30 protein-coding genes are annotated in these 19,138 nt (G+C 57.9%); 28 read left to right on the forward strand and 2 right to left on the reverse strand.

What is annotated here, in order from left to right; genetic code table 11:
* Positions 1-67: 67 nt before the first annotated feature.
* From aroE to infC, 3 genes are all read left to right on the forward strand, one after another.
* Positions 68-952, forward strand: a complete 885-nt coding sequence (aroE, locus tag ACILSL_RS03640) for a shikimate dehydrogenase (protein ID WP_395730639.1) — start codon at positions 68-70, stop codon at positions 950-952.
* A gap of 16 nt (positions 953-968) precedes the next feature.
* Entirely contained in the window at positions 969-1,247 is a 279-nt protein-coding gene (locus ACILSL_RS03645; RefSeq protein WP_395730640.1) for a hypothetical protein, read from the forward strand.
* Positions 1,248-1,718: 471 nt separating this feature from the next.
* Positions 1,719-2,690 (forward strand): translation initiation factor IF-3, encoded by a 972-nt coding sequence (gene infC, locus ACILSL_RS03650; protein WP_395730641.1) that lies wholly within the window; start codon positions 1,719-1,721, stop codon positions 2,688-2,690.
* Between the two features lie 49 nt (positions 2,691-2,739).
* On the opposite strand, the gene rpe is transcribed toward infC, so the two are convergent.
* On the reverse strand, positions 2,740-3,417 hold the full coding sequence (rpe, locus tag ACILSL_RS03655) for a ribulose-phosphate 3-epimerase (protein WP_395730642.1): 678 nt from the start codon (positions 3,415-3,417) through the stop codon (positions 2,740-2,742).
* Between the two features lie 69 nt (positions 3,418-3,486).
* Here rpe and tadA point away from each other — a divergent pair, with 69 nt between their 5' ends.
* Positions 3,487-4,041, forward strand: coding sequence for a tRNA adenosine(34) deaminase TadA (gene tadA, locus ACILSL_RS03660; protein ID WP_395730643.1), 555 nt, complete (start codon positions 3,487-3,489; stop codon positions 4,039-4,041).
* Positions 4,042-4,111: 70 nt separating this feature from the next.
* Here tadA and ACILSL_RS03665 read toward each other — a convergent pair whose 3' ends face one another.
* Positions 4,112-4,738 carry a hypothetical protein gene (locus ACILSL_RS03665; RefSeq protein ID WP_395730644.1) on the reverse strand — a complete coding sequence of 209 codons (627 nt, stop codon included), beginning with the start codon at positions 4,736-4,738 and terminating at the stop codon, positions 4,112-4,114.
* Positions 4,739-5,088: 350 nt separating this feature from the next.
* Here ACILSL_RS03665 and rpsL point away from each other — a divergent pair, with 350 nt between their 5' ends.
* The 24 genes from rpsL to ACILSL_RS03785 form a co-directional block, all read left to right on the forward strand.
* On the forward strand, positions 5,089-5,493 hold the full coding sequence (rpsL, locus tag ACILSL_RS03670) for a 30S ribosomal protein S12 (protein WP_395730645.1): 405 nt from the start codon (positions 5,089-5,091) through the stop codon (positions 5,491-5,493).
* A gap of 34 nt (positions 5,494-5,527) precedes the next feature.
* Complete coding sequence (gene rpsG / locus ACILSL_RS03675; RefSeq protein ID WP_377166914.1) at positions 5,528-6,001, forward strand: 30S ribosomal protein S7; 474 nt, start codon at positions 5,528-5,530, stop codon at positions 5,999-6,001.
* A 49-nt stretch (positions 6,002-6,050) separates the two neighbouring features.
* Positions 6,051-8,201 carry an elongation factor G gene (gene fusA / locus ACILSL_RS03680; protein WP_395730646.1) on the forward strand — a complete coding sequence of 717 codons (2,151 nt, stop codon included), beginning with the start codon at positions 6,051-6,053 and terminating at the stop codon, positions 8,199-8,201.
* Positions 8,202-8,241: 40 nt separating this feature from the next.
* Entirely contained in the window at positions 8,242-8,550 is a 309-nt protein-coding gene (rpsJ, locus tag ACILSL_RS03685) for a 30S ribosomal protein S10 (RefSeq protein WP_294398955.1), read from the forward strand.
* Between the two features lie 37 nt (positions 8,551-8,587).
* Positions 8,588-9,241, forward strand: coding sequence for a 50S ribosomal protein L3 (gene rplC / locus ACILSL_RS03690; protein ID WP_395730647.1), 654 nt, complete (start codon positions 8,588-8,590; stop codon positions 9,239-9,241).
* A 17-nt stretch (positions 9,242-9,258) separates the two neighbouring features.
* Positions 9,259-9,870 carry a 50S ribosomal protein L4 gene (gene rplD, locus ACILSL_RS03695; protein WP_395730648.1) on the forward strand — a complete coding sequence of 204 codons (612 nt, stop codon included), beginning with the start codon at positions 9,259-9,261 and terminating at the stop codon, positions 9,868-9,870.
* A gap of 2 nt (positions 9,871-9,872) precedes the next feature.
* Positions 9,873-10,157: a 50S ribosomal protein L23 gene (gene rplW, locus ACILSL_RS03700; RefSeq protein ID WP_294398963.1), complete on the forward strand. Its 285-nt coding sequence runs from the start codon at positions 9,873-9,875 to the stop codon at positions 10,155-10,157.
* Positions 10,158-10,193: 36 nt separating this feature from the next.
* Positions 10,194-11,033 carry a 50S ribosomal protein L2 gene (gene rplB / locus ACILSL_RS03705; protein WP_395730649.1) on the forward strand — a complete coding sequence of 280 codons (840 nt, stop codon included), beginning with the start codon at positions 10,194-10,196 and terminating at the stop codon, positions 11,031-11,033.
* 24 nt (positions 11,034-11,057) lie between these two features.
* Positions 11,058-11,336, forward strand: a complete 279-nt coding sequence (gene rpsS / locus ACILSL_RS03710) for a 30S ribosomal protein S19 (protein WP_294398970.1) — start codon at positions 11,058-11,060, stop codon at positions 11,334-11,336.
* A 22-nt stretch (positions 11,337-11,358) separates the two neighbouring features.
* Positions 11,359-12,138 carry a hypothetical protein gene (locus ACILSL_RS03715; RefSeq protein WP_395730650.1) on the forward strand — a complete coding sequence of 260 codons (780 nt, stop codon included), beginning with the start codon at positions 11,359-11,361 and terminating at the stop codon, positions 12,136-12,138.
* A 27-nt stretch (positions 12,139-12,165) separates the two neighbouring features.
* Positions 12,166-12,603 (forward strand): 50S ribosomal protein L22, encoded by a 438-nt coding sequence (rplV, locus tag ACILSL_RS03720; protein WP_395730651.1) that lies wholly within the window; start codon positions 12,166-12,168, stop codon positions 12,601-12,603.
* 35 nt (positions 12,604-12,638) lie between these two features.
* Complete coding sequence (gene rpsC, locus ACILSL_RS03725; protein ID WP_395730652.1) at positions 12,639-13,430, forward strand: 30S ribosomal protein S3; 792 nt, start codon at positions 12,639-12,641, stop codon at positions 13,428-13,430.
* A 46-nt stretch (positions 13,431-13,476) separates the two neighbouring features.
* Positions 13,477-13,899 carry a 50S ribosomal protein L16 gene (rplP, locus tag ACILSL_RS03730; protein ID WP_395730653.1) on the forward strand — a complete coding sequence of 141 codons (423 nt, stop codon included), beginning with the start codon at positions 13,477-13,479 and terminating at the stop codon, positions 13,897-13,899.
* A gap of 17 nt (positions 13,900-13,916) precedes the next feature.
* A complete protein-coding gene (gene rpmC / locus ACILSL_RS03735; protein ID WP_395730654.1) occupies positions 13,917-14,135 on the forward strand; it encodes a 50S ribosomal protein L29 in 219 nt (72 codons plus the stop codon).
* A gap of 35 nt (positions 14,136-14,170) precedes the next feature.
* A complete protein-coding gene (gene rpsQ, locus ACILSL_RS03740) occupies positions 14,171-14,455 on the forward strand; it encodes a 30S ribosomal protein S17 (RefSeq protein ID WP_395730655.1) in 285 nt (94 codons plus the stop codon).
* 44 nt (positions 14,456-14,499) lie between these two features.
* Entirely contained in the window at positions 14,500-14,868 is a 369-nt protein-coding gene (gene rplN, locus ACILSL_RS03745) for a 50S ribosomal protein L14 (protein WP_294398988.1), read from the forward strand.
* Positions 14,869-14,873: 5 nt separating this feature from the next.
* The gene (gene rplX / locus ACILSL_RS03750) at positions 14,874-15,158 is read left to right on the forward strand and encodes a 50S ribosomal protein L24 (protein WP_300202268.1); all 285 of its coding nucleotides are present in this window, start codon (positions 14,874-14,876) and stop codon (positions 15,156-15,158) included.
* A 91-nt stretch (positions 15,159-15,249) separates the two neighbouring features.
* On the forward strand, positions 15,250-15,837 hold the full coding sequence (gene rplE / locus ACILSL_RS03755) for a 50S ribosomal protein L5 (protein WP_395730656.1): 588 nt from the start codon (positions 15,250-15,252) through the stop codon (positions 15,835-15,837).
* Positions 15,838-15,864: 27 nt separating this feature from the next.
* Complete coding sequence (rpsH, locus tag ACILSL_RS03760; protein WP_395730657.1) at positions 15,865-16,254, forward strand: 30S ribosomal protein S8; 390 nt, start codon at positions 15,865-15,867, stop codon at positions 16,252-16,254.
* Between the two features lie 21 nt (positions 16,255-16,275).
* Positions 16,276-16,815, forward strand: coding sequence for a 50S ribosomal protein L6 (gene rplF, locus ACILSL_RS03765; protein WP_395730658.1), 540 nt, complete (start codon positions 16,276-16,278; stop codon positions 16,813-16,815).
* Between the two features lie 15 nt (positions 16,816-16,830).
* On the forward strand, positions 16,831-17,190 hold the full coding sequence (gene rplR, locus ACILSL_RS03770) for a 50S ribosomal protein L18 (RefSeq protein WP_395730664.1): 360 nt from the start codon (positions 16,831-16,833) through the stop codon (positions 17,188-17,190).
* Between the two features lie 19 nt (positions 17,191-17,209).
* On the forward strand, positions 17,210-17,809 hold the full coding sequence (gene rpsE, locus ACILSL_RS03775) for a 30S ribosomal protein S5 (RefSeq protein ID WP_395730659.1): 600 nt from the start codon (positions 17,210-17,212) through the stop codon (positions 17,807-17,809).
* Positions 17,810-17,839: 30 nt separating this feature from the next.
* Positions 17,840-18,283 (forward strand): 50S ribosomal protein L15, encoded by a 444-nt coding sequence (rplO, locus tag ACILSL_RS03780; RefSeq protein ID WP_395730660.1) that lies wholly within the window; start codon positions 17,840-17,842, stop codon positions 18,281-18,283.
* Positions 18,284-18,377: 94 nt separating this feature from the next.
* A partial coding sequence (locus ACILSL_RS03785; RefSeq protein WP_395730661.1) for a preprotein translocase subunit SecY occupies positions 18,378-19,138 on the forward strand: 761 nt, incomplete at its 3' end.

Consider the following 19,138-nt stretch of genomic DNA (forward strand, 5'->3'; position numbering starts at 1 on the left):
GCTTTGACAGGCCGTGGTTCTGCGGCATGTCTGGGGCGTGGGAGATTTTTTATCATTCGAAGATTTGATGGGCTGGGATGCTGTGGCCCGGCGCTTCACGCCGCCTGCGCGGCTGGCGGTGATCGGTGATCCGATCGGGCACTCGCGCAGCCCGCAGATGCACAATCCGGCACTGCAGGCCTGCGGTATCGACGCGCAGTACATCCGGGTGCAGGTGCCGGTGGGCCGTGTGGCCGAGGCGTTCCGGCAGTTTGCCGCCTGCGGCTTTCTCGGCGTGAACATCACCATCCCGCACAAGTTTGAAGCGCTGGATGCGGTGGATGAGCTCGATCCGCTGGCGCGGCAGCTCGGTGCGGTGAACACTCTGGCGATCCGCGATGGGAAACTGCATGGCTACAACAGCGATGGCCCTGGCTTTTTGCGCAGCGTGAAGGAGGCTTTTGGAGCAGACATCCAAGATCTGCGGGTGCTCATCCTCGGCGCAGGCGGTGGCGCCGGGCGTGCGGTGGCGGTGCAAAGCGCCCTCAGCGGGTGTCAGAAACTGCAGCTCGTGAACCGTTCCCAGGCCAAGGCTGAAGCCGTGGCCAGCGAGATTCAGGCGCTTGGCGGCAATGTTGATGTGAGCGTGGTGCTATGGGATGATGACTCTCTCAGAGATGCTCTGGCGAACACCGACCTGATCGTGAATGCTACTTCACTAGGCATGAAGCCTAATGACTCTAAGTTGCTGCCAGCGGATGCGCTTCAGGCAAGCCACCTCGTCTTTGACATGGTTTATCGCGCAGGTGGGGAGACCCCATTGCTGGCGGATGCCAGGCAGGTTGGGGCACGCACCGTGGATGGGCTCACTCTGCTGCTGCACCAAGGGGCGATCTCTTTTGAGCACTGGTTCGACCGCCCGGCCCCGCTGGAAGTCATGCGTGAGGGCTTGCGGAAAGCCGTGATGGAGTGAGATAGGGCGGGGTCGCATGAGTTCCTCGCGCCATTTTGTTCTCAGCTTTTTTGGGCCTGTCGTCGCTGGCGGAGTCTTTTGCGGGTTCATTTTGCTCCTCTGGAGCTGGCTGGAGCGCCACCACATCTCCCCGCTGGTGACGATGCTGGTGGGAGGGCTGGTGGTGGGAATGATCACGCGCCGGTTTGTGAGGAACTGCGTGGCGGTGAGCTGCCCGTTCTGCGGCTGGAAAAGCTACGAAATTCCTGGTGGTGGAAACCGCTTTGCCTGCAAGGTGTGTGGAAATGACCACTGATCTGACCATGAAACCACCGGCTGGTGGGAGCTCAACTGAGACGCTGGCTCGTTGATTTCCTGCCGATTTACCCGCATTCCAGAGGGGGCGGTGAGGAGGTGGGAAAAGAGCTTTTTTCGAAGCCTTGCTTTTATCAGTGTTTCCCTGAGATTTGACGTAGGAAAATAAATCGGCTTGCTGAATCTCTTGAAAGTCGTTACTTATGTCCAGCGTTTGAGTCTACGGCTCCGCCAGCGGCTTTCTAATGAAAGCGCTTTTTCTTCTGACTTTCTCCGCATGATTTTTTCTTTGTCGCGTCCACACATCCCGCATGATCGGGCAGGAGCAGGCGCGTGCATGTCGGAACCGAGTCCGTGCTGATATGATTTTTTCAGCGCGCCTCTCCCCACCCATTTTCCAGGTGCCTGCCATAAGGCGGCCTGGAGTCTCGAACACACCCGGAGGTATCCTATAAGCAATCCATTCCAGCAGTTGAGCGGTGGCAATTTTGCGCCACGTCCCCAGCAAAACCAAGGCACAGGCGGCCCACCGAGGCCTGCGGGTCCAGCCGGCCCCGCCAATTCAGCTCCTGGTCCCGGAGCGCGTCCCACAGGACCCGCCGGACCCGCCCTAGGAGCACCGAGGCCCGCAGGACCGGCCCGTCCAGCAGGAGGCTACCAAGGTTCCAGTGGAGCGTTTCGTCCCGGTGGTGGTGGCAATCGTCCAGGCGGTCGTGACCGGCCCAACGGTCGTTTTGTAGATCAAACCCGTGTCAATGAGCGCATTCGTGCGCCGAAGGTGCGCGTCGTCGAGGAAGATGGTCAGCATCAGCTTGGCGTCATCCCGACTTCGCAGGCTATTCGCATCGCCAAAGAGCGTGGGCTTGACCTGGTGGAGGTGGCTCCGAACGCCGATCCGCCCGTGTGCAAGATTGTCAATTACGGCAAGTACAAGTACATTCAGGAGAAGCACAAGAAGGAGGCTCACAAGCATCAGAAGGGCGGCAAGGTGAAGGAAATGAAATTCCGCATCGGCATCGACCCGCATGATTACCTGATCAAGATCACGCATGCTGAAGACTTCCTCGCGGAAGGCCACAAGGTGCGCATCCAGCTGCAGTTCCGTGGTCGCCAGATGGCGCATCAGGAGCTTGGTCACCTGCTTGCGAAAAAGATCAAGGCAGACCTGCTGACCATGGGCCACGTTGATCAGGATCCGCGCATGGCAGGCCGTAACATCAACATGCAGCTCAGTCCCTTGCCGGAGCGCCAGCGCCAGCGCAAGTTCAAGACGCACCTCAAAGGTGTCACTGAACACAAGGACATCGAGCATCACGAAGGACACGATCCGCGTGAGGACAAGCATGATGAGCACGACGACCTTCATGACGATCACCACGATGATCATCTTGGCGACGACCATGACGAGCATCCGGTACAGGCCGCGCCGCCGCCGGCTGAATAACCTCAACTCACCACGAAGGGCAGGACGCGAGTCCTGCCCTTTTTTCTTTTTACGCCACCGAGGCCGCCAGATCGCGCATCGACTGGTTCATGTCCGGCGGGCCGAAAGACGAGGTGCCGCAGACGAACAGGTTGGCGCCGTGCTGTTTCGCAATGGGGGCCGTGTGGGTGTAAATGCCGCCATCCACTTCGAGGTGGAACTTCAAGCCGTGGGCATCGCGGTAATCGCGTGCGGCGGCGAGCTTTGGCATCGTTTCCTTCTCCATGAAGGGCTGCCCGCCGAAGCCGGGGACGACGGTCATGACGAGCAGGAGGTCGATGTCGTTCACAAAGGGGAGTGCGGCTTCAAAAGGCGTGCTGGGGTGCAGGGCGATGCCGCAGTGCAAACCGGCCGCACGGATGCGCTTCAGTGTTTCGAGCACGCTGGTGTCATAGCTGGCCTCGACATGGATCGTGATGTTTTGGGCTCCCGCTTTGATGAAACGCTCCAGATAGTGGTCCGGGCGGTGGATCATGAGATGCACGTCCAGATACATGTCCGCCGTGCATTTGCGCACCACCTGCACCATTTGCGGGCCGAAGGAAATGTTGTCCACGAAGTTCCCGTCCATCACGTCCAGGTGCAGCCATTGCGCCCCTGCAGCCGCAGCTCGTTTGACTTCGACGTCGATCTTGGACCAGTCGGAGGCCAGCAGGGAGGGGAGGATGAGGTTCGTCGTGTGATCCATGCCCTGAGATAAGGTTCAGGGTTTAAAGTTCAAGGTTTGAGTTGATGCGGACTGCGTTTATAAAGCGCCGTGGACGAGCCCCTGATCATCAATCCCTTCGACGACGAGTATTACATGCGCGATGCGCTGCGCCAGGCGCGCAAGGCCGCCAGGCAGGACGAAGTGCCCATCGGGGCGGTGATCGTTCATCAGGGCAGCGTCATTGGCCGTGCCTGGAATCAGGTGGAGACGCTCAAGGATGCCACGGCCCACGCCGAAATGCTGGCGCTCACCCAGGCGGAGAGTGCGCTGGGCGACTGGCGGCTCACGGATTGTGATCTCTACGTCACCAAGGAGCCCTGTCCCATGTGCGCCGGCGCCATCATGCACTGCCGTGTCCGCCGTGTCATCTTCGGCTGCCCTGATGTCAAAGGCGGTGCTGCGGGTGGCTTTTGGAACCTGCTGCAGGCTCCGAATCTCAATCACCGCACCGAGATCACCCCGGGGGTCCTCAATGACGACTGCGTGCGCATCCTGAAGGAGTTCTTTGCCGAAGCCCGCCGCCGGCGTGCCGAGGGGCTGGAGCATAAAAAAGGGGCGGCCAAAGAGGCGGCTGACGATCGTGTGGTGTTTGACGGGCCGTGAAGGCCTGGACTGCACACAGAGGAGAATACGTGCTCTCTGGCCGGGCCTGCGGCCGCCTTGGGTGAAGCGGCTAAGGGACTTCGCCTGTGAATGTGGCGATTACTTTTGGCTCGGCACCCGCCTTGAGCGCAAAGATTTCGCTGCTCGCGGCAAAGGGGTCGGAGGTGTAGCGCTCGGCGAGGTCGGCGGCAAACTCATCGAGCAGTTCGGCCTTGGCGGGGAAGATGTAGAGGGAGTGGCGGTCGGGCGTGACCACCCAGATCTCCGGGCCGAAAAGTTCCGCAAAAATCTTAGGCAGTGAAGGGGCGATGAGCAGTGTGGCGTAGAGTGGGGAATCCCCGCGATAAACGGCGTAGGCGATTCTGCCGTCTCCGCCTTTGATGAGTTCGGGCTTGAGTTGGAGCAGCCGTTTGTCTGCGGCGGCCTTGGCGCGTGCGGCAAAGGACTCGACGCTGAGGCCGAGCTTTGTGAAGGTATCGGCGGAGTGTGGTTCGACCCCGCTGACAGCACTGGTGCTTTCTCTGTAACACGTGAAAACGGTCTGCTGCGCATTTGGCAGAGTGATGGAATAGGCGCCACGCATGGCCTTGGGCTCCGGCATAAGCAGGAGGGACTCAAGCTTGCGCTCTGGCGCGACGGGCTGCTGGGCGGGCAGGGGATTGGCCGTAAGTAGCAGGAGGCAGATGAGCGTGCGCATGGCCCACAGTGTGGCGTAAAGAGGCGTTGACGCAAATGCACGGATTGCGATGAATTGAGCACGGCCTGACGCAAGAATGAACGCGTCATGCTGTGAACAACTGAGAGGCAATGTGAATAATTATTTCAAAAAGTGTGAAATAGTGCTTGCGGGCTGCCGGGGACTCGCCAGAATGCGCGCTCCCCAAGGCCCGGCCTCTTCAACGAGACCGGCAAATCAAGATCCTCCACGGAGGTTCTTCATTATCGGAACCAGAACCGGAAAAGTCTGCGTATGCTCACTGTGAGCATGGCGCGCTGTCCCCCGGAACCGGCTTCGAACAAAGCCGAGGTTTACAGCTCTTTCACACCATGCCCACCATCAATCAACTCGTCAGACACGGCCGCAAAGATAAAGCGGTAAAGTCGAAGTCTCCTGCGCTTGCCAAGTGCCCGCAGCGCCGTGGCGTCTGCCTCCAGGTGATGACTCGCACACCTAAAAAGCCCAACTCCGCTTTGCGTAAGGTGGCCAAGGTGCGTCTGACCAACGGCTACGAAGTCATCGCCTACATCGGTGGTGAAGGTCACAATCTTCAGGAACACAGCATCGTGCTGGTGCGCGGTGGACGTGTGAAGGACTTGCCCGGTGTGCGTTACCACATCGTTCGCGGCACCCTTGACTGCCTTGGTGTTGATGCCCGCCGTCGTGGCCGTTCCAAATACGGTGCAAAGCGTCCAAAGGCAGGTGCTGCCGCCGCTGCTGCGAAGAAGAAATAATTTCCGCTGATCTCACTCTTTATCTCATCAAGCCATGGCCCGCAGAAAACGCGTTTACACCAAAGAAGCCCGCAAGGACAGCCGCTACGACAGCGAACTCGTTGCAACGCTCATCAGCAACATCATGCTTGATGGCAAGAAGTCGCTCGCAGAGCGCATCGTCTATTCCGCGATTGAGACGCTCAACGACAAGACCGACAGTGTCGATCCTCTTGAGCTCTTCAATCGCGCCATTGAGAACACCAAGCCACGTGTGGAAGTCAAAGCCCGCCGTGTCGGTGGTGCCACCTATCAGGTGCCGCTCGAAGTTTCTCCTCGCCGTCAGGAATCCCTCGCCATGCGCTGGATCGTTGGTTTCGCCCGTGGCCGTAAAGGTCAGGCCATGCACCGCGCCCTCGCCAATGAGCTGAAGGATGCCGCACAGGGGCAGGGGAATGCCGTCCGCAAGCGTGACGACGTTCACAAGCAGGCTCAGGCCAACCGCGCCTTCGCCCACTTCCGCTTCTAATCGTTCCCACTTTTCTTTTTCCGTCCACTTCACGTTTTTCCGACCCCCCATGTCGAACCCCAACTCCCCCAACCGCGAATATCCGCTTGAGCGCACCCGTAACATCGGGATCTGCGCCCACATTGACGCGGGCAAGACGACCCTGACCGAGCGCATTCTGTTCTACACCGGCATGATCCACAAGATCGGCGAAGTGCATGACGGCGCTGCGACCACCGACTGGATGGAGCAGGAAAAAGAGCGCGGCATCACCATCACCTCCGCTGCTGTGACCGCACGCTGGAAGCAGCTCAAGGAAGTCGGCATCTACAAGTCACGCGAAATGGAAGACATTCGCGTGAACATCATCGACACCCCTGGACACGTGGACTTCACCGCTGAAGTGGAACGTTCCCTGCGTGTGCTTGACGGTGCGATCTTCGTGCTCTGCGGCGTGGCCGGCGTTCAGCCCCAGTCTGAAACGGTTTACCGCCAGGCGGAAAAGTACAGTGTGCCTCGCATTGCCTTCGTGAACAAGATGGACCGCACGGGTGCCAACTTTGCCAACGTGGTGAAAGACGTCCGCACCAAGCTCGGCGCTCCTGCGTTCCCGATTCTCATCCCGATCGGCGCTGAAGAAAATCTGATCGGCCAGATCGACGTGGTGAACCAGAAGTCCATCATTTACTCTGACGACGAAAAGTTCGGTTCCAAGTACACGGTGCGTGAGCTTGAAGGTGACGAAGTGGCCACCGCGAAGGCTGCCTATGATGAGCTTCTTGACGCCGTCTGCAGCGCTGACGAAGAGCTGGGCATGATGTTCCTCGAAGAACAGGCCATTGGCCCTGTGGAGCTCAAAGCCGGCCTCCGCCGCGCAGTGATCGCCAACAAGATCATCCCGATGGCTGGTGGTTCAGCCTTCAAAAACAAAGGCGTGCAGTATCTGATCGACGCCGTGATCGACTATCTTCCCGGCCCTCTCGACATCGAAGCGCAGAAAGGCACCGTCGTTGATGAGCCAGACACCGTCATTGAGGCCAAGCCTGACGACAACGGCAAGTTCATCGCCCTCGGCTTCAAGCTCTGGTCTGACAAGTTTGGCCGTCTTGTGTTCTTCCGCGTTTATTCCGGCAAGGTTTCCAAAGGCGACACCATCTACAATCCCCGCACCCGCAAGTCTGAGCGTGTGGGCCGCTTGATCCAGATTCAGGCCGCCGTCCATAAGGACATCGAAACCTGCTACTCGGGTGACATCGCCGCCCTCGTGGGTGTGAAGGACGTCCGCACCGGTGACACCTTCTGCGATGAAGACCTCGATGTGCAGCTTGAGCCGCCAACATTCCCAGAACCTGTGATCTCGATGGCTGTCGAGCCAAAGACCAAGGGCGATCAGGAAAAGATGGGCAACGCCCTTCAGCGCCTCTCTGAAGAAGATCCTACTTTCTTCGTCAAGACCGACGAAGAAACCGGCCAGGTCATCATCGCCGGCATGGGCGAACTTCACTTGGAAATTCTCTGCGACCGCCTCAAGCGCGAGCACAAGGTGGAAACCAATACCGGCAAGCCACAGATCGCCTACCGCGAAACCCTCACGAAGGAAGCCGATGGCGAAGGCAAGCTCGTCAAGCAGTCCGGTGGTCGCGGTCAATACGGCCACGTCGTCATCAAGGTGCGTCCTGGTGAGAAGGGCTCCGGCATCGTCGTCGAAAACAAAGTGGTCGGCGGCACGATTCCAAAGGAATTCATCAACCCAGCCAAGGCGGGTTGCATCGAAGCAGCTCTCAACGGAATCATCGCTGGTTATCCGGTGATCGACATGCACATCGACCTGGTTGATGGTTCGAGCCACGAAGTGGACTCCAACGAAAACGCGTTCAAAATGGCCGGCATCTTCGCCGTCAAAGACGCTCTGAAGAAAGCCAAGTGCATTCTGCTTGAGCCGATCATGTCTGTAGAGGCCTCGACGCCTGAAGATTATCAGGGCGACATCATGGGTGACCTTAACCGTCGTCGCGGCAAGATTCAGGGCATGGATAGCCGCGGCACCACCGCCATCCTGCGCGCTGAAGTTCCCCTCGCTGAAATGTTCGGCTACTCCACCGCCATCCGCACCCTTTCCTCCGGACGCGCCAGCTACTCCATGCAGCCTTCTCACTTCGAGCAGGTGCCGCAGCAGATTGTTGAGCAGATCGTCGAGCAGCGCGGAGGCGCCAAGGCATAACGCACAAGCGCACTGAAATTCTATCCCACGGACCATCGTCATGACAAATCAACGCATCAGAATCCGCCTTCGCGCCTATGACTATCGCGTGCTCGACAAGAGCACTGCTGACATCGTCGAAACCGCCAAGCGCACCGGCGCACGTGTTGCAGGCCCAATCCCGCTGCCAACCCGCATCGAGAAGTTCACCGTCAACCGCTCCCCGCACGTCGATAAAAAGTCGATGGACCAGTTCGAAATCCGCACGCACAAGCGCCTGCTGGACATTGTTGACCCAACATCCCGCACCGTGGACGAGCTCAAGAAGCTCAATCTCCCTTCCGGCGTGGACATCACCATCAAGATCTAACTCGATCTCATCACTTTAATAACAGGAGGACACACTCATGAGTCTCGGATTGATCGGTAAAAAACTCGGCATGACCAAAGTCTACGACGCCAAAGGCGACGCGATCTCGGTCACAGTGGTTGATGTCAGCGGCAACACCATTCTTCAGGTGAAGCGCAGCGATGGCAAAGACAAGTACAGCGCAGTGCAGGTCGGCTACGGCGACCAACTGAAGGATTCCCGCGTCAGCAAGCCGCTGCTGGGCCACTTCAAGAAACACGGCTGCACGACCGCCAAGCGCATCGTCAAGGAATTCCGCCTCACCGGCGACGACCAGCTGCCAGCAGCAGATGCCAAGCTCGACGCCAGCATCTTCAGCAACGGCCAGATCGTTGACGTCATTGGCAACACCAAGGGCAAAGGTTTCCAGGGCGTTGTGAAACGCTGGAACTTCGCCGGCCAACCTGCTTCGCATGGTCACATGATGCATCGTCGTCCTGGTTCCATCGGCTGCCGTCTGACCCCAGGTCTCGTCTGGAAAAACCAGAAGATGCCCGGCCATGACGGCACCACCCGCTGCACCACGCAGAATCTGGTCGTCGTGCAGAGCCGTCCTGAAGAAGGCATCCTGCTTATCAAAGGCGCACTCCCCGGCAACAAAGGCAGCATCGTTGTGGTGCGCCCCGGCAAAAAGGCCGTCGCCAAGAAGTAATAACGAGGAACTGAACCATGTCCGCTACCATTCTCTCAGCCGACGCCGCCAAGGCGGCTAACATTCAACTGACCGAGGGCTACAAAGGCTCTCAGGCTCTCAACGATACGCTAGTCGCCTATCGCGCCAATCGTCGTCAGGGCAACGCCCACACCAAAAACCGTTCTGAAGTTTCCGGCTCCGGCAAGAAGCTCTGGAACCAGAAAGGAACCGGCAATGCTCGTATGGGCAGCAAGCGTTCCCCCATCTGGAGTGGTGGTGGCGTCGTCTTCGGCCCACGCAACACGACTGTCTGGGCCAAGAAGACCACGAAAGGCACCAAGAAGCTGGCCCTGCGCGCCGCTCTGACCGCCCGAATCCTTGATGGAGAAGTTCTCACCGTCGGCAGCTTTGCTGTGACTGATGGGAAGACCAAGAGCTTCATCGCCGCTGTCAACGGCCTGACCACCGCAAAGAACGTGCTTCTCATCGGCAATGGCTTTGATGAACTCACCTTCCGCGCCGGCCGCAATGTCCAGAACGTTCAGCTCATCTCCGCTGACGAAGTGAATGCCGAACACCTCCTTCGCTATCGCAGCGTAGTGGTGACCGGTGACGCCCTTGAAACCCTTGCCAAGAGGACCGCCTGATCATGAAAGACCTTCATAAAGTCATCAAAAACATCCGTCTCAGCGAAAAAGCCACGCTGCTGGGCGAACAGAACAACGAATACGTGTTCTCCGTGGACGTCGAAGCCACCAAGATCGACATCAAACAGGCCATCGAAAAGCTGTTTGGCAAAAAAGTCACCGGTGTCCGCACTGCGAACTATGACGGCAAGGCCCGTCGTGAGCGCCGCGCCGATTACGGCCGCACCAATCACTGGAAGAAAGCGATCGTCCGCCTCAAGGCTGGCGAAAAGTTCGACCTCGCGTAACCCCAGGCCCGCAACCCTTTAACTTATCCTACCGTCATGGCGCTGAAAACATTCAAGCCTACTACGCCCACCAATCGCTACAAAGAGTGGAACTCCTTCGACGAGATCACCAAGCACTCTCCGGAGAAAAGCCTTACCGTGGCTCTCCGCAAATCCGGTGGCCGTAACAACACTGGCCGTATCACCTGCCGTCACATCGGTGGGGGTCACGACAAGCGTTACCGTCTCATCGACTTCAAGCGGACCCGCCGTGATGAAGCAGCCAAAGTGGTCGGCATCGAATACGATCCGAATCGCTCCGCTCGTATCGCCCTCGTCGAATACAAAGACGGCCAGCGTGCTTACATCCTCGCTCCAAACGCCCTCAGCGTCGGTGCTTCGGTGATGGCCGGCGAAAAAGCCGCTCCAGAAGTGGGCAACGCCCTTCCTCTGAGCAAAATCCCTCTCGGTACTTCGATCCACAACATCGAACTCTCCCCAGGCAAAGGCGGCGTCGTCGCCCGTGCCGCAGGTCAGGCCGCTGTGCTCTCCAACCGTGAAGGTGACTTCGCCCTGGTGCGCATGCCTTCCGGAGAAATTCGCAAGATCCTCTCTGTCTGCTACGCCACGATTGGCCAGGTCGGCAACGTCGAACACATGAACGTCGTCAGCGCCAAGGCGGGCCGCACCCGCTGGCAGGGCACCCGCCCAACGGTCCGTGGTATGTGTATGAACCCGATCGACCATCCGAACGGTGGTGGTGAAGGCCGTTCCAAGTCCGGTGGTGGTCGTCAGCACCTGCTCAGCCCATGGGGCCACGCGAAGGGTGAGAAGACCCGCAACAAGAAGAAGGCCACGAACAAGCTCATCATCCAGAGCCGTCACGCCAAGAAGTAATCCATTCCTCACTCACGCACTCACATGGCACGCTCCCTCAAAAAAGGTCCTTTCGTTCAGCAAGCCCTCCTCGACAAGGTGGACAAGCTCAACGACGCCAAGCAGAAACGCCCCATCAAAACCTGGGCTCGTTCCTCCATGGTCACTCCTGACCTCGTCGGCCACACTTTCCTGGTTCATAACGGCAAGGACTTCGTCTCTGTCTATGTGACTGAAAACATGGTCGGACATCGTCTCGGCGAGTTCTCCCTGACCCGTCTGTTCAAGTCTCACGGTGCCGTCACCGTCAAGGCCGCCAAGTAATTCCTGAGAATCGAGCATTTTCATGTCACTCCGCACTTCCATCACCTGCATCACTTCCTCGCTGCTTCTTGCAGTGGGTGTGTCAGGCCTGCGTGCGGATGACAGGCTCGAAAATCAGGAGCTGCACATTTCGCTCCAAGTCGCCGCCGCGAAGATCCAAGCCCAGGATGCTCAAATCCTTGCGGCGAAGGATAAGAACGACGCGCTGGCTCAGAGCGCCGCTGCCGCCAATGCCGAAACCAACGAGCTCAAAGACCGCTACGAGAAACTGCGTGGTCTTCTCGAAGGTCTTGGCGTTGGAGCACTCGAAAACTCCAAGGATCAAACTCAGGAGCGCCTTCTCGCTGCCCTCAGCGATCTGCGCATCATGAAAGAGCAGCGCGATGAACTCGCCAATGCCCTGATTGAACTGGCTGAGTCAGGCATGGGCCTGATGAAAAGCGCCCAAAACGCTGATCCTGCCGCAGCCGACCGCCTGAACAAGGCTATTACCACTGCCGACGCTGCGCTTGTCAAAGCAGGTGGTGGTCAAAATGGCCAGGCTGTGGGCGACCTGCAAAACGCCCGCGTCGTCAGCCTGAAGAGTGAACTCGGCATCGCCGTTCTCTCCATCGGTGCTAAAGATGGGGTCAAGCCGGGAATGCCCTTTGAAATTTACCGCGAAGACAAGCCCATCGCGAAAGTCCTTGTTACTGAAGTCCGCAACTCTGTTTGTGGTGCAGTAGTCCAGGAGTTGGCCACTGCCAATGATCCCGTCCGCGTCGGTGACCGGGGTCGCGTCGATCTCAACAAATCTCTCTAACGAAGTCAAGAACCCCCCCCTCGCTTTATGTCCGTCCGTTCCGTCCTCAAATACGCCAGGATCTCCTCGCAGAAAGCCCGTCAGGTCACACGTGCCATCACTGGCATGCCCGTCTCCCAGGCGCTGAGCGTTCTCGACTTCACTCCAAAAAAAGCCGCTTTCCTTGTTGGCAAGACTCTTCGTTCCGCCATCGCGAATGCAGAGAACAACCACGAGCAGGATGCTTCTGAGTTCATCGTTCAATCAGCAGTGGCCACCCCCGGCCCAGCCCTGAGCCGCATCATGCCACGTGCCCGTGGTTCAGCCGCTCCGATCAAGAAGCGCATGAGTCACATCACTGTCATCATCGGCGCACCGAAGGCTGAAGAAGCCCGCGCTGAAGGTGAGAAAAAAGCGCCGAAATCCGCCCGCCGCAACGCTCCTGCCCTTAAGAAGGCAGCCAAGGCAAAGAAAGCTTCTGAATAACCGCAACGCCCCCCCCAACCGCACCTCTTCACTTTATGGGACAGAAAGTAAATCCGATCGGCTTCCGCCTCGCAGTCACCAAAGACTGGCGCTCCAAGTGGTACGCACCTGAAAAAGAATACGCAGATTCGCTCCACAGCGACCTTGCCATCCGTGCTTACCTCAAGGAAAAGCTCATGCAGGCCGCAATCTCCAAGATCGTGATTGAGCGCGCTTGGAACCAGGTCCGCGTGACCCTCCACACCGCCCGTCCGGGCCTTGTCATTGGCCGTAAAGGTCAGGAAATCGACGTCATGAGCCAGAAGGTCTCTGAAATGTGCGGTGGCAAGCAGGTCAAGATCGACATCTTCGAAATCAAGCAGCCAGAACTCGACGCCCAGCTCGTCGCAGAAGCCGTCGCCGTTCAGCTTGAGCGCCGTATTTCCTTCCGCCGCGCCATGAAGCGTTCCGTGCAGACCGCCATGGACATGGGTGCTGATGGCATTCGTCTTCGCTGCGCTGGCCGTCTCGGTGGTGCTGACATCGCCCGTGCTGAGTGGTACCGCCAGGGCAAGGTGCCTCTTCAGACCCTGCGTATTCCGATCGATTATGGCTTCGCTGAAGCGCGCACTGTTTACGGCATCATCGGCGTTAAGTGCTGGATGAACCGTGGCAATGCTCCTGAAGGCGTCTCCCGTCCTTCCGGTGATCGTCGCCCACGCAGAGATGACCGTGGAGACCGCCGTCCAGGCGCTCCAGGACCTCGCGGTGGTGACCGTGGTCGTCCAGGTGGTGGTGGTGGCTATGGTGCCCCAGCTCCAGCACCCGCACCAGCAGCCCAGGCTTAATTTGCCCTTTCTTTTGAACTAAACCCTTTCCACCGGACCTAGACGTATGGCCCTTCTTCCAAGCAGAGTAAAATATCGCAAATCGCAGCGCGGCAACCGTGGCGGCAACGCCACCAGCGGCAACAAGCTGGACTTTGGTGACTTCGGTCTCCAAACCCTTGAGCGCGGCTGGATCAAAAACATCCACATCGAAGCCTGCCGTGTGGCCATCACCCGCTTCCTCAAGCGTAAAGGAAAAGTCTTCTGCCGCATTTTCCCTCACAAGCCAGTTACCCAGCGTCCACCGGAAGTCCGAATGGGTAAGGGTAAAGGCGCTCCAGAATTCTGGGTTGCAGTTGTCCTTCCAGGCCACATGCTCTTTGAAATCTCCGGCGTGAACGAAGCCACTGCTCGTGAAGCCTGCCGTCTTGCCGCAACGAAGCTTGGCCTCCGCTGCCGCTTCGTCAGCCGTGAAAGCCTGCACAAATAACCAACGCGAACTGAATTATGAAGATCAAAGAACTCCGTGAATCGACTGTGGAAGAACTTTCCGCACGCCGTCGCGAACTGAAGCAGGAAGCGCTGAATCTGCGTGTGCAGCAGAGCGCAGGTGGCGGTCAGCTCGAAAATCCAGCCCGTCTGACCCACATCCGCCGCGAGATCGCCCGGATCGAAACCATCATCACCGAGCGCAGCCGAGCTGCGGCTGCCAAGAAGGCCGCCTGATCCGGTCATCAACCCACTGAAGCAATTTTAATATCATGAGCGAGACCACCGCAGAATCCCCTGCAGCCACCGAAAAACCAGCCGTGCGCAAGACGCGTGTCGGCGTCGTGGTGTCCGATAAAATGACGAAGACAATCGTCGTCAAAGTCGAACGCCGCGTTCCGCATCCTATCTTCAAGAAGATCGTGCGCAAGACCTCCAAGTTCTATGCCCACGACGAAAATGGTCTGGCCAAAGAAGGTGACAAGGTGCTCATCGCCGAAACCCGTCCTCTTTCCAAGCTGAAGCGCTGGGAACTGATCGAAGTGCAGAAGCACTAGTCGTATTTTTTTGAACCCCCTAACCTGACTAGGAGAAACAGTTTATGTTGCAAATGGAGTCCTCAATCCCGGTGGCTGACAACACCGGTGCCCGACTGGCCACGATGATCGGCGTGCTCGGCAAGAAAAACACCCGCTTCGCCTACGTTGGCGACATCATCACCGCCCACGTGCGTGAGTCGACCCCGACTGCTGCCGTGAAAAAGGGTGAAGTCGTCCGCGCTGTGATCGTGCGCACTTCGCACCCAATCCGCCGCGTCGATGGTTCGATCCTGCGTTTTGACCGTAATGCCATGGTCATCATCGACAAAGACAACAACCCGCGTGGCACTCGTATCTTTGGCCCTGTGGCCCGTGAACTGCGCGACAAAAACTTCATGAAGATCGTTTCCCTCGCACCTGAAGTGCTGTAATCCCAATGAGCCGTACCAAGACCCACGTTAAAAAAGGCGACAATGTCGTCGTCATTTCCGGAGCCGCCAAAGGCGCCCAGGGAGTCGTCCTGGCAGTGCAGACCGCCAAAAATCGCGTGCTCGTCGAAGGCGTGCGCATGATCAAGAAAGCGATCAAGCCGACCCAGCAGAATCAAGCCGGCGGCTTTCAAGAACAAGAAGCCCCGATCCATATCTCGAATGTCAAGCGCGTTGATGCGCCTGTGAAAGAGAAGAAAAAGAAAGTTGCGAAGAAGAAGGCCAAGGCCTAAAGCAACTCCCCCCCATTTGCCTCCCCCCTCGTCATCGTCGCTCCGCACGGTGCGATCATCGAGGGAAAGGCGGCACAGCCCAAACTGAATCATGGAACACATCCTACAGACCCTATATAAAGAAAAACGCACTGAGTTGCAAACCCAGCTCGGTCTTGCCAACATCCATCAGGTCCCTCAGCTCAAAAAAATCGTCGTGAACTGCGCCATCGGCAGTCAGGCGGAGCGCAAGCAGGCGATCGAAGACGCCGTGAATGAAGTGACTCTCATCACCGGCCAGAAGCCAGTCATCACTAAGAGCAAGAAGGCTATCGCCAACTTCAAACTGCGTGAAGGTGAAAACGTCGGCGTCAAGGTCACCCTTCGTGGTGGCAAGATGTACGACTTCATGATGCGTCTTGTGCGCACCGCCATTCCTCGTATCCGTGACTTCCGTGGTGTCGCCCCCCGTGCCTTTGACGGTCGTGGCAACTACACCCTCGGCGTTGCCGAACAGTCGATCTTCCCAGAAATCGAGCTCGACAAGATCAAGCGTCAGCTTGGTTTCGACATCACCTTCGTGACCAGCACGAACAATGATGACCATGCGCGTGAAATGCTGCGCACCCTGGGCATGCCATTCCGCACCCGCGTCGCCCAGCCGAAGAAGGAAGATGGCACTGAAGCCGCAGCCGCATAACCCCAACACCCGGACCCCCTCAGCGTCATGACCGACCCGATCGCAGACTTTCTCACACGCATCCGCAACGCCTGCTCAGCACAGCAGGAGCAGGTGCTCATTCCTTTCTCCAAATTGAAGGCCGAACTCTCCCGCATTTTGCAGGAAGAAGGCTACATCTGGGGCTACGAAGTGGACACCAACGCCACGCATCCCCGCCTCAAGCTCAAGCTCAAGTATCAGGATAAGACCGCCGTCATCCGCAAGATTGACCGCGTCAGCAAGCCTGGTCTGCGCAAGTATGTCGGCAGCACCGAGATTCCTCGTGTCCTCGGCGGCCTTGGCATCTCCATTCTTTCCACACCACGCGGCATCATGACAGGTGCCAAGGCCCGCAAGGCCAAAGTGGGCGGTGAACTCCTCGCCACAGTCTGGTAACCCCCAACCGTCACAACCCTCATGTCACGCGTAGGCAAACAAATCATTTCCATTCCAGACAAGGTCACCATCAAGGTTGGTGACGACCGCTCTGTGCAGGTCAAAGGCCCCAAAGGCGAACTCGGCTGGACTCTCCCTCTCGGTGTTAAAGTCAATTCGGACGCCAAGACCATCAACGTCACCCGCGATTCCGAAGACCGCAAAGTGCGCGCCCTTCATGGCACCACCCAGCGTCTGATCTCGAACATGCTCATCGGCGTCAGCCAGGGCTACACCCGCAATCTTGAAATCCACGGCGTGGGTTTCCGTGCTGCGGTCAAAGGTTCGCACATCGATCTTCAGCTTGGCCAGTCTCATGACCGTCTGCACCCCATTCCAGCGGGCGTGAAGGTGACCGTCACCGAAAACACCAAGATCGCCATCGAAGGCATCGACAAACAAGTTGTCGGCCAGCTTGCTGCTGACATTCGTGCTTACTACCCGCCAGAGCCTTACAAGGCCAAGGGCGTGCGTTATGTGGGCGAACACATCCGCCGTAAAGCCGGCAAATCCGTCAAATAATTTCCGGAGATACTCATCATGGCTCTTACCAATCGCAAAGATATCCGCGCTCGCATCCACAAGCGCATCCGCCGCAAACTCAGCGGCACCGCCGAGCGTCCCCGTCTCGCAGTTTACTTCTCGAACACGAACGTTTACGCCCAGGTCATCGACGACACTGCCGGCAAGACGATCGTTTCGGCTTCCACCAAGGAAAAAGGCTATGGCGCTGGCAAGGCCAACGTCGAAAACGCCACCAAAATCGGCACCCTCCTTGCAGAGCGTGCCATGGCAAAAAACATCACCGAAGTGGTCTTTGACCGTGCCGGTTTCATTTATCACGGCAAGGTGAAAGCCCTTGCAGATGCCGCCCGTGAAAAGGGTCTGAAATTCTAAAACCGCCTCACGTAAATTTATGGCCGAAGAAACAGTAGTTATCGATCCCCCAGCCGCCGCACCTGCGGAGGCTCCTGCAGCAGCTCCGAGTCCCTCCTACGGTGGTTTCCGTGGTCGTGATGATCGTGCGCCGCGCGAGACGGATGGTGTCGAAAAAGTCGTTCACATCAACCGATGCGCCAAGGTGGTCAAAGGTGGTCGTCGCTTCAGCTTCAGCGCACTCGTCGTCTCCGGCGATGCCAAGGGCAAAGTGGGCTGCGGTTTTGGCAAGGCCAACGAAGTCTCAGACGCCATCAAGAAGGCGACTGAGGCCTCCCGCAAGAACCAGTTCAACATCGTTCTCAAGGACAGCACCATCCCTCATGAAGTGGTGGGCTCCCATGGTGGCGGACACATTCTCCTCAAGCCTGCCACGGCAGGTACCGGCATCATTGCTGGTGGCGGTGCCCGTGCCGTTCTTGAAGCCGCAGGCGTCAAAGACGTGATCGGCAAATCGCTGGGTTCCAGCAACCACGCCAACGTTGTTCGCGCCACCCTCGCAGCGCTCACCGCACTGCGCCCTGCCGATGAAATCCTCCGCTCCCGCGGCAAAGAAATCAAAGAGCGCAAGGCCCTCTGATTGAATCCATATTTCCTTTTTTAAATTTCCATGCAACTCCAAGACGTCAAACCCCGCCCCGGTGCCAAGACGCGCCGCAAGCGCATCGGCTGTGGCGAAAGCTCCGGTCACGGTAAAACCTCCGGTAAGGGCAACAAAGGTCAGATGGCACGCGCAGGTCGTGGCATCCGCCCCGGCTTTGAAGGTGGTCAGATGCCAATGCATCGCCGTCTGCCAAAGAAGGGCTTCAACAACAAGCAGTTCAAAGACGTGTTCGAAGTCGTTAACGTTGGCGAGCTTAACGAATCCTTCCAGGATGGTGCTGTCATCAATGAAGCCGCACTGCGTGAATCTGGTCTGGTGAGCCGCAATTGCGACTTCGTCAAGATTCTCGGCACTGGTGAACTTGCTCGCAAGCTCACCATTGAAGGCGCGAAAGTCAGCGCTTCGGCCCGTGAAAAAATCGAAAAGGCCGGCGGTTCCATCGCCGCCTGATTTTTCAGACCCAACCAACCTCTTTGATGGGCCGGTCTCCGCGCAGCGAACGCTGTCAGGAAGCAGGCCCATCTTCGCTTAGAGCCTCTCTCTCATGATCTCTGCTTTCGCCAACAGCTTCAAAGTCCCTGAACTTCGCTCGCGCATTCTTTTCACCCTGGCGATGATTGTCATCGTCCGCATCGGCACATCCATCACACTTCCGGGTGTTGATGCCACTGTGCTGAATGCCTGGATTGAAAACAAAGCGGGTGACAATGCCTCCGGTGCCTCACAGGTTGCCGCGTTGCTCAATATTTTCAGCGGGGGAGGGCTGCAGAACTGCGCTATTTTCGCTCTGGGCATCATGCCTTATATCAGCGCCAGCATCATGCTGCAGCTCCTCACGGCTGTCTGGCCTCCTTTGAGCAAACTGGCTCGTGAAGAGGGCGGGCGTCAGAAGATCACGCAATACACCCGTATTGCCACCATTGTGCTCTGTGTCTTTCAAGCCACACTTCTGGCCCAGTCTCTGCATGATCCTGCCCAGAACTACCTGATGGCTGGCTTGCAGGATGCCATCGACAAACTGGGCGGAAGGCCGCTTGTTCCAAATTATGGTGCTGGTTTCGTTTTCACCAGTGTCATCACCATCACTGCCGGCACCATGCTGATGATGTGGCTCGGTGAGCAGATCACGGACCGCGGCATTGGCAACGGTGTCTCCATCCTCATTTGCGTGAACATTGTTTCTGATCTTCCTGGTGCTTTGATTCAGGTCTGGCAGACTTTCGTGGGCAGCATCAAGGCCAGCCCTGCCAGCGCTTTCACTCTGGTCCTGCTCATGGGATTCATGATTCTTGTCATCGCTGGTGT

Source organism: Prosthecobacter sp. (assembly GCF_044222345.1).
GTDB lineage: Bacteria > Verrucomicrobiota > Verrucomicrobiia > Verrucomicrobiales > Verrucomicrobiaceae > Prosthecobacter.

Excerpts from the sequence above, each read along its gene's own strand:
- rpsG (WP_377166914.1), top strand. The coding sequence starts at position 5,528 with ATGGCCCGCAGAAAACGCGTTTACACCAAAGAAGCCCGCAAGGACAGC.
- rplE (WP_395730656.1), top strand. The coding sequence starts at position 15,250 with ATGGAACACATCCTACAGACCCTATATAAAGAAAAACGCACTGAGTTG.
- fusA (WP_395730646.1), top strand. The coding sequence starts at position 6,051 with ATGTCGAACCCCAACTCCCCCAACCGCGAATATCCGCTTGAGCGCACC.
- rplN (WP_294398988.1), top strand. The coding sequence starts at position 14,500 with ATGTTGCAAATGGAGTCCTCAATCCCGGTGGCTGACAACACCGGTGCC.
- rpsE (WP_395730659.1), top strand. The coding sequence starts at position 17,210 with ATGGCCGAAGAAACAGTAGTTATCGATCCCCCAGCCGCCGCACCTGCG.
- rpsC (WP_395730652.1), top strand. The coding sequence starts at position 12,639 with ATGGGACAGAAAGTAAATCCGATCGGCTTCCGCCTCGCAGTCACCAAA.
- rplX (WP_300202268.1), top strand. The coding sequence starts at position 14,874 with ATGAGCCGTACCAAGACCCACGTTAAAAAAGGCGACAATGTCGTCGTC.
- aroE (WP_395730639.1), top strand. The coding sequence starts at position 68 with ATGGGCTGGGATGCTGTGGCCCGGCGCTTCACGCCGCCTGCGCGGCTG.
- rpe (WP_395730642.1), bottom strand. The coding sequence starts at position 3,417 with ATGGATCACACGACGAACCTCATCCTCCCCTCCCTGCTGGCCTCCGAC.
- rplB (WP_395730649.1), top strand. The coding sequence starts at position 10,194 with ATGGCGCTGAAAACATTCAAGCCTACTACGCCCACCAATCGCTACAAA.
- rplD (WP_395730648.1), top strand. The coding sequence starts at position 9,259 with ATGTCCGCTACCATTCTCTCAGCCGACGCCGCCAAGGCGGCTAACATT.
- rpsS (WP_294398970.1), top strand. The coding sequence starts at position 11,058 with ATGGCACGCTCCCTCAAAAAAGGTCCTTTCGTTCAGCAAGCCCTCCTC.
- rplV (WP_395730651.1), top strand. The coding sequence starts at position 12,166 with ATGTCCGTCCGTTCCGTCCTCAAATACGCCAGGATCTCCTCGCAGAAA.
- rpsJ (WP_294398955.1), top strand. The coding sequence starts at position 8,242 with ATGACAAATCAACGCATCAGAATCCGCCTTCGCGCCTATGACTATCGC.
- rpsQ (WP_395730655.1), top strand. The coding sequence starts at position 14,171 with ATGAGCGAGACCACCGCAGAATCCCCTGCAGCCACCGAAAAACCAGCC.
- ACILSL_RS03715 (WP_395730650.1), top strand. The coding sequence starts at position 11,359 with ATGTCACTCCGCACTTCCATCACCTGCATCACTTCCTCGCTGCTTCTT.
- rplF (WP_395730658.1), top strand. The coding sequence starts at position 16,276 with ATGTCACGCGTAGGCAAACAAATCATTTCCATTCCAGACAAGGTCACC.
- rplC (WP_395730647.1), top strand. The coding sequence starts at position 8,588 with ATGAGTCTCGGATTGATCGGTAAAAAACTCGGCATGACCAAAGTCTAC.
- rpsH (WP_395730657.1), top strand. The coding sequence starts at position 15,865 with ATGACCGACCCGATCGCAGACTTTCTCACACGCATCCGCAACGCCTGC.
- rpmC (WP_395730654.1), top strand. The coding sequence starts at position 13,917 with ATGAAGATCAAAGAACTCCGTGAATCGACTGTGGAAGAACTTTCCGCA.
- rplO (WP_395730660.1), top strand. The coding sequence starts at position 17,840 with ATGCAACTCCAAGACGTCAAACCCCGCCCCGGTGCCAAGACGCGCCGC.
- rplP (WP_395730653.1), top strand. The coding sequence starts at position 13,477 with ATGGCCCTTCTTCCAAGCAGAGTAAAATATCGCAAATCGCAGCGCGGC.
- ACILSL_RS03665 (WP_395730644.1), bottom strand. The coding sequence starts at position 4,738 with ATGCGCACGCTCATCTGCCTCCTGCTACTTACGGCCAATCCCCTGCCC.
- rpsL (WP_395730645.1), top strand. The coding sequence starts at position 5,089 with ATGCCCACCATCAATCAACTCGTCAGACACGGCCGCAAAGATAAAGCG.
- rplW (WP_294398963.1), top strand. The coding sequence starts at position 9,873 with ATGAAAGACCTTCATAAAGTCATCAAAAACATCCGTCTCAGCGAAAAA.
- ACILSL_RS03645 (WP_395730640.1), top strand. The coding sequence starts at position 969 with ATGAGTTCCTCGCGCCATTTTGTTCTCAGCTTTTTTGGGCCTGTCGTC.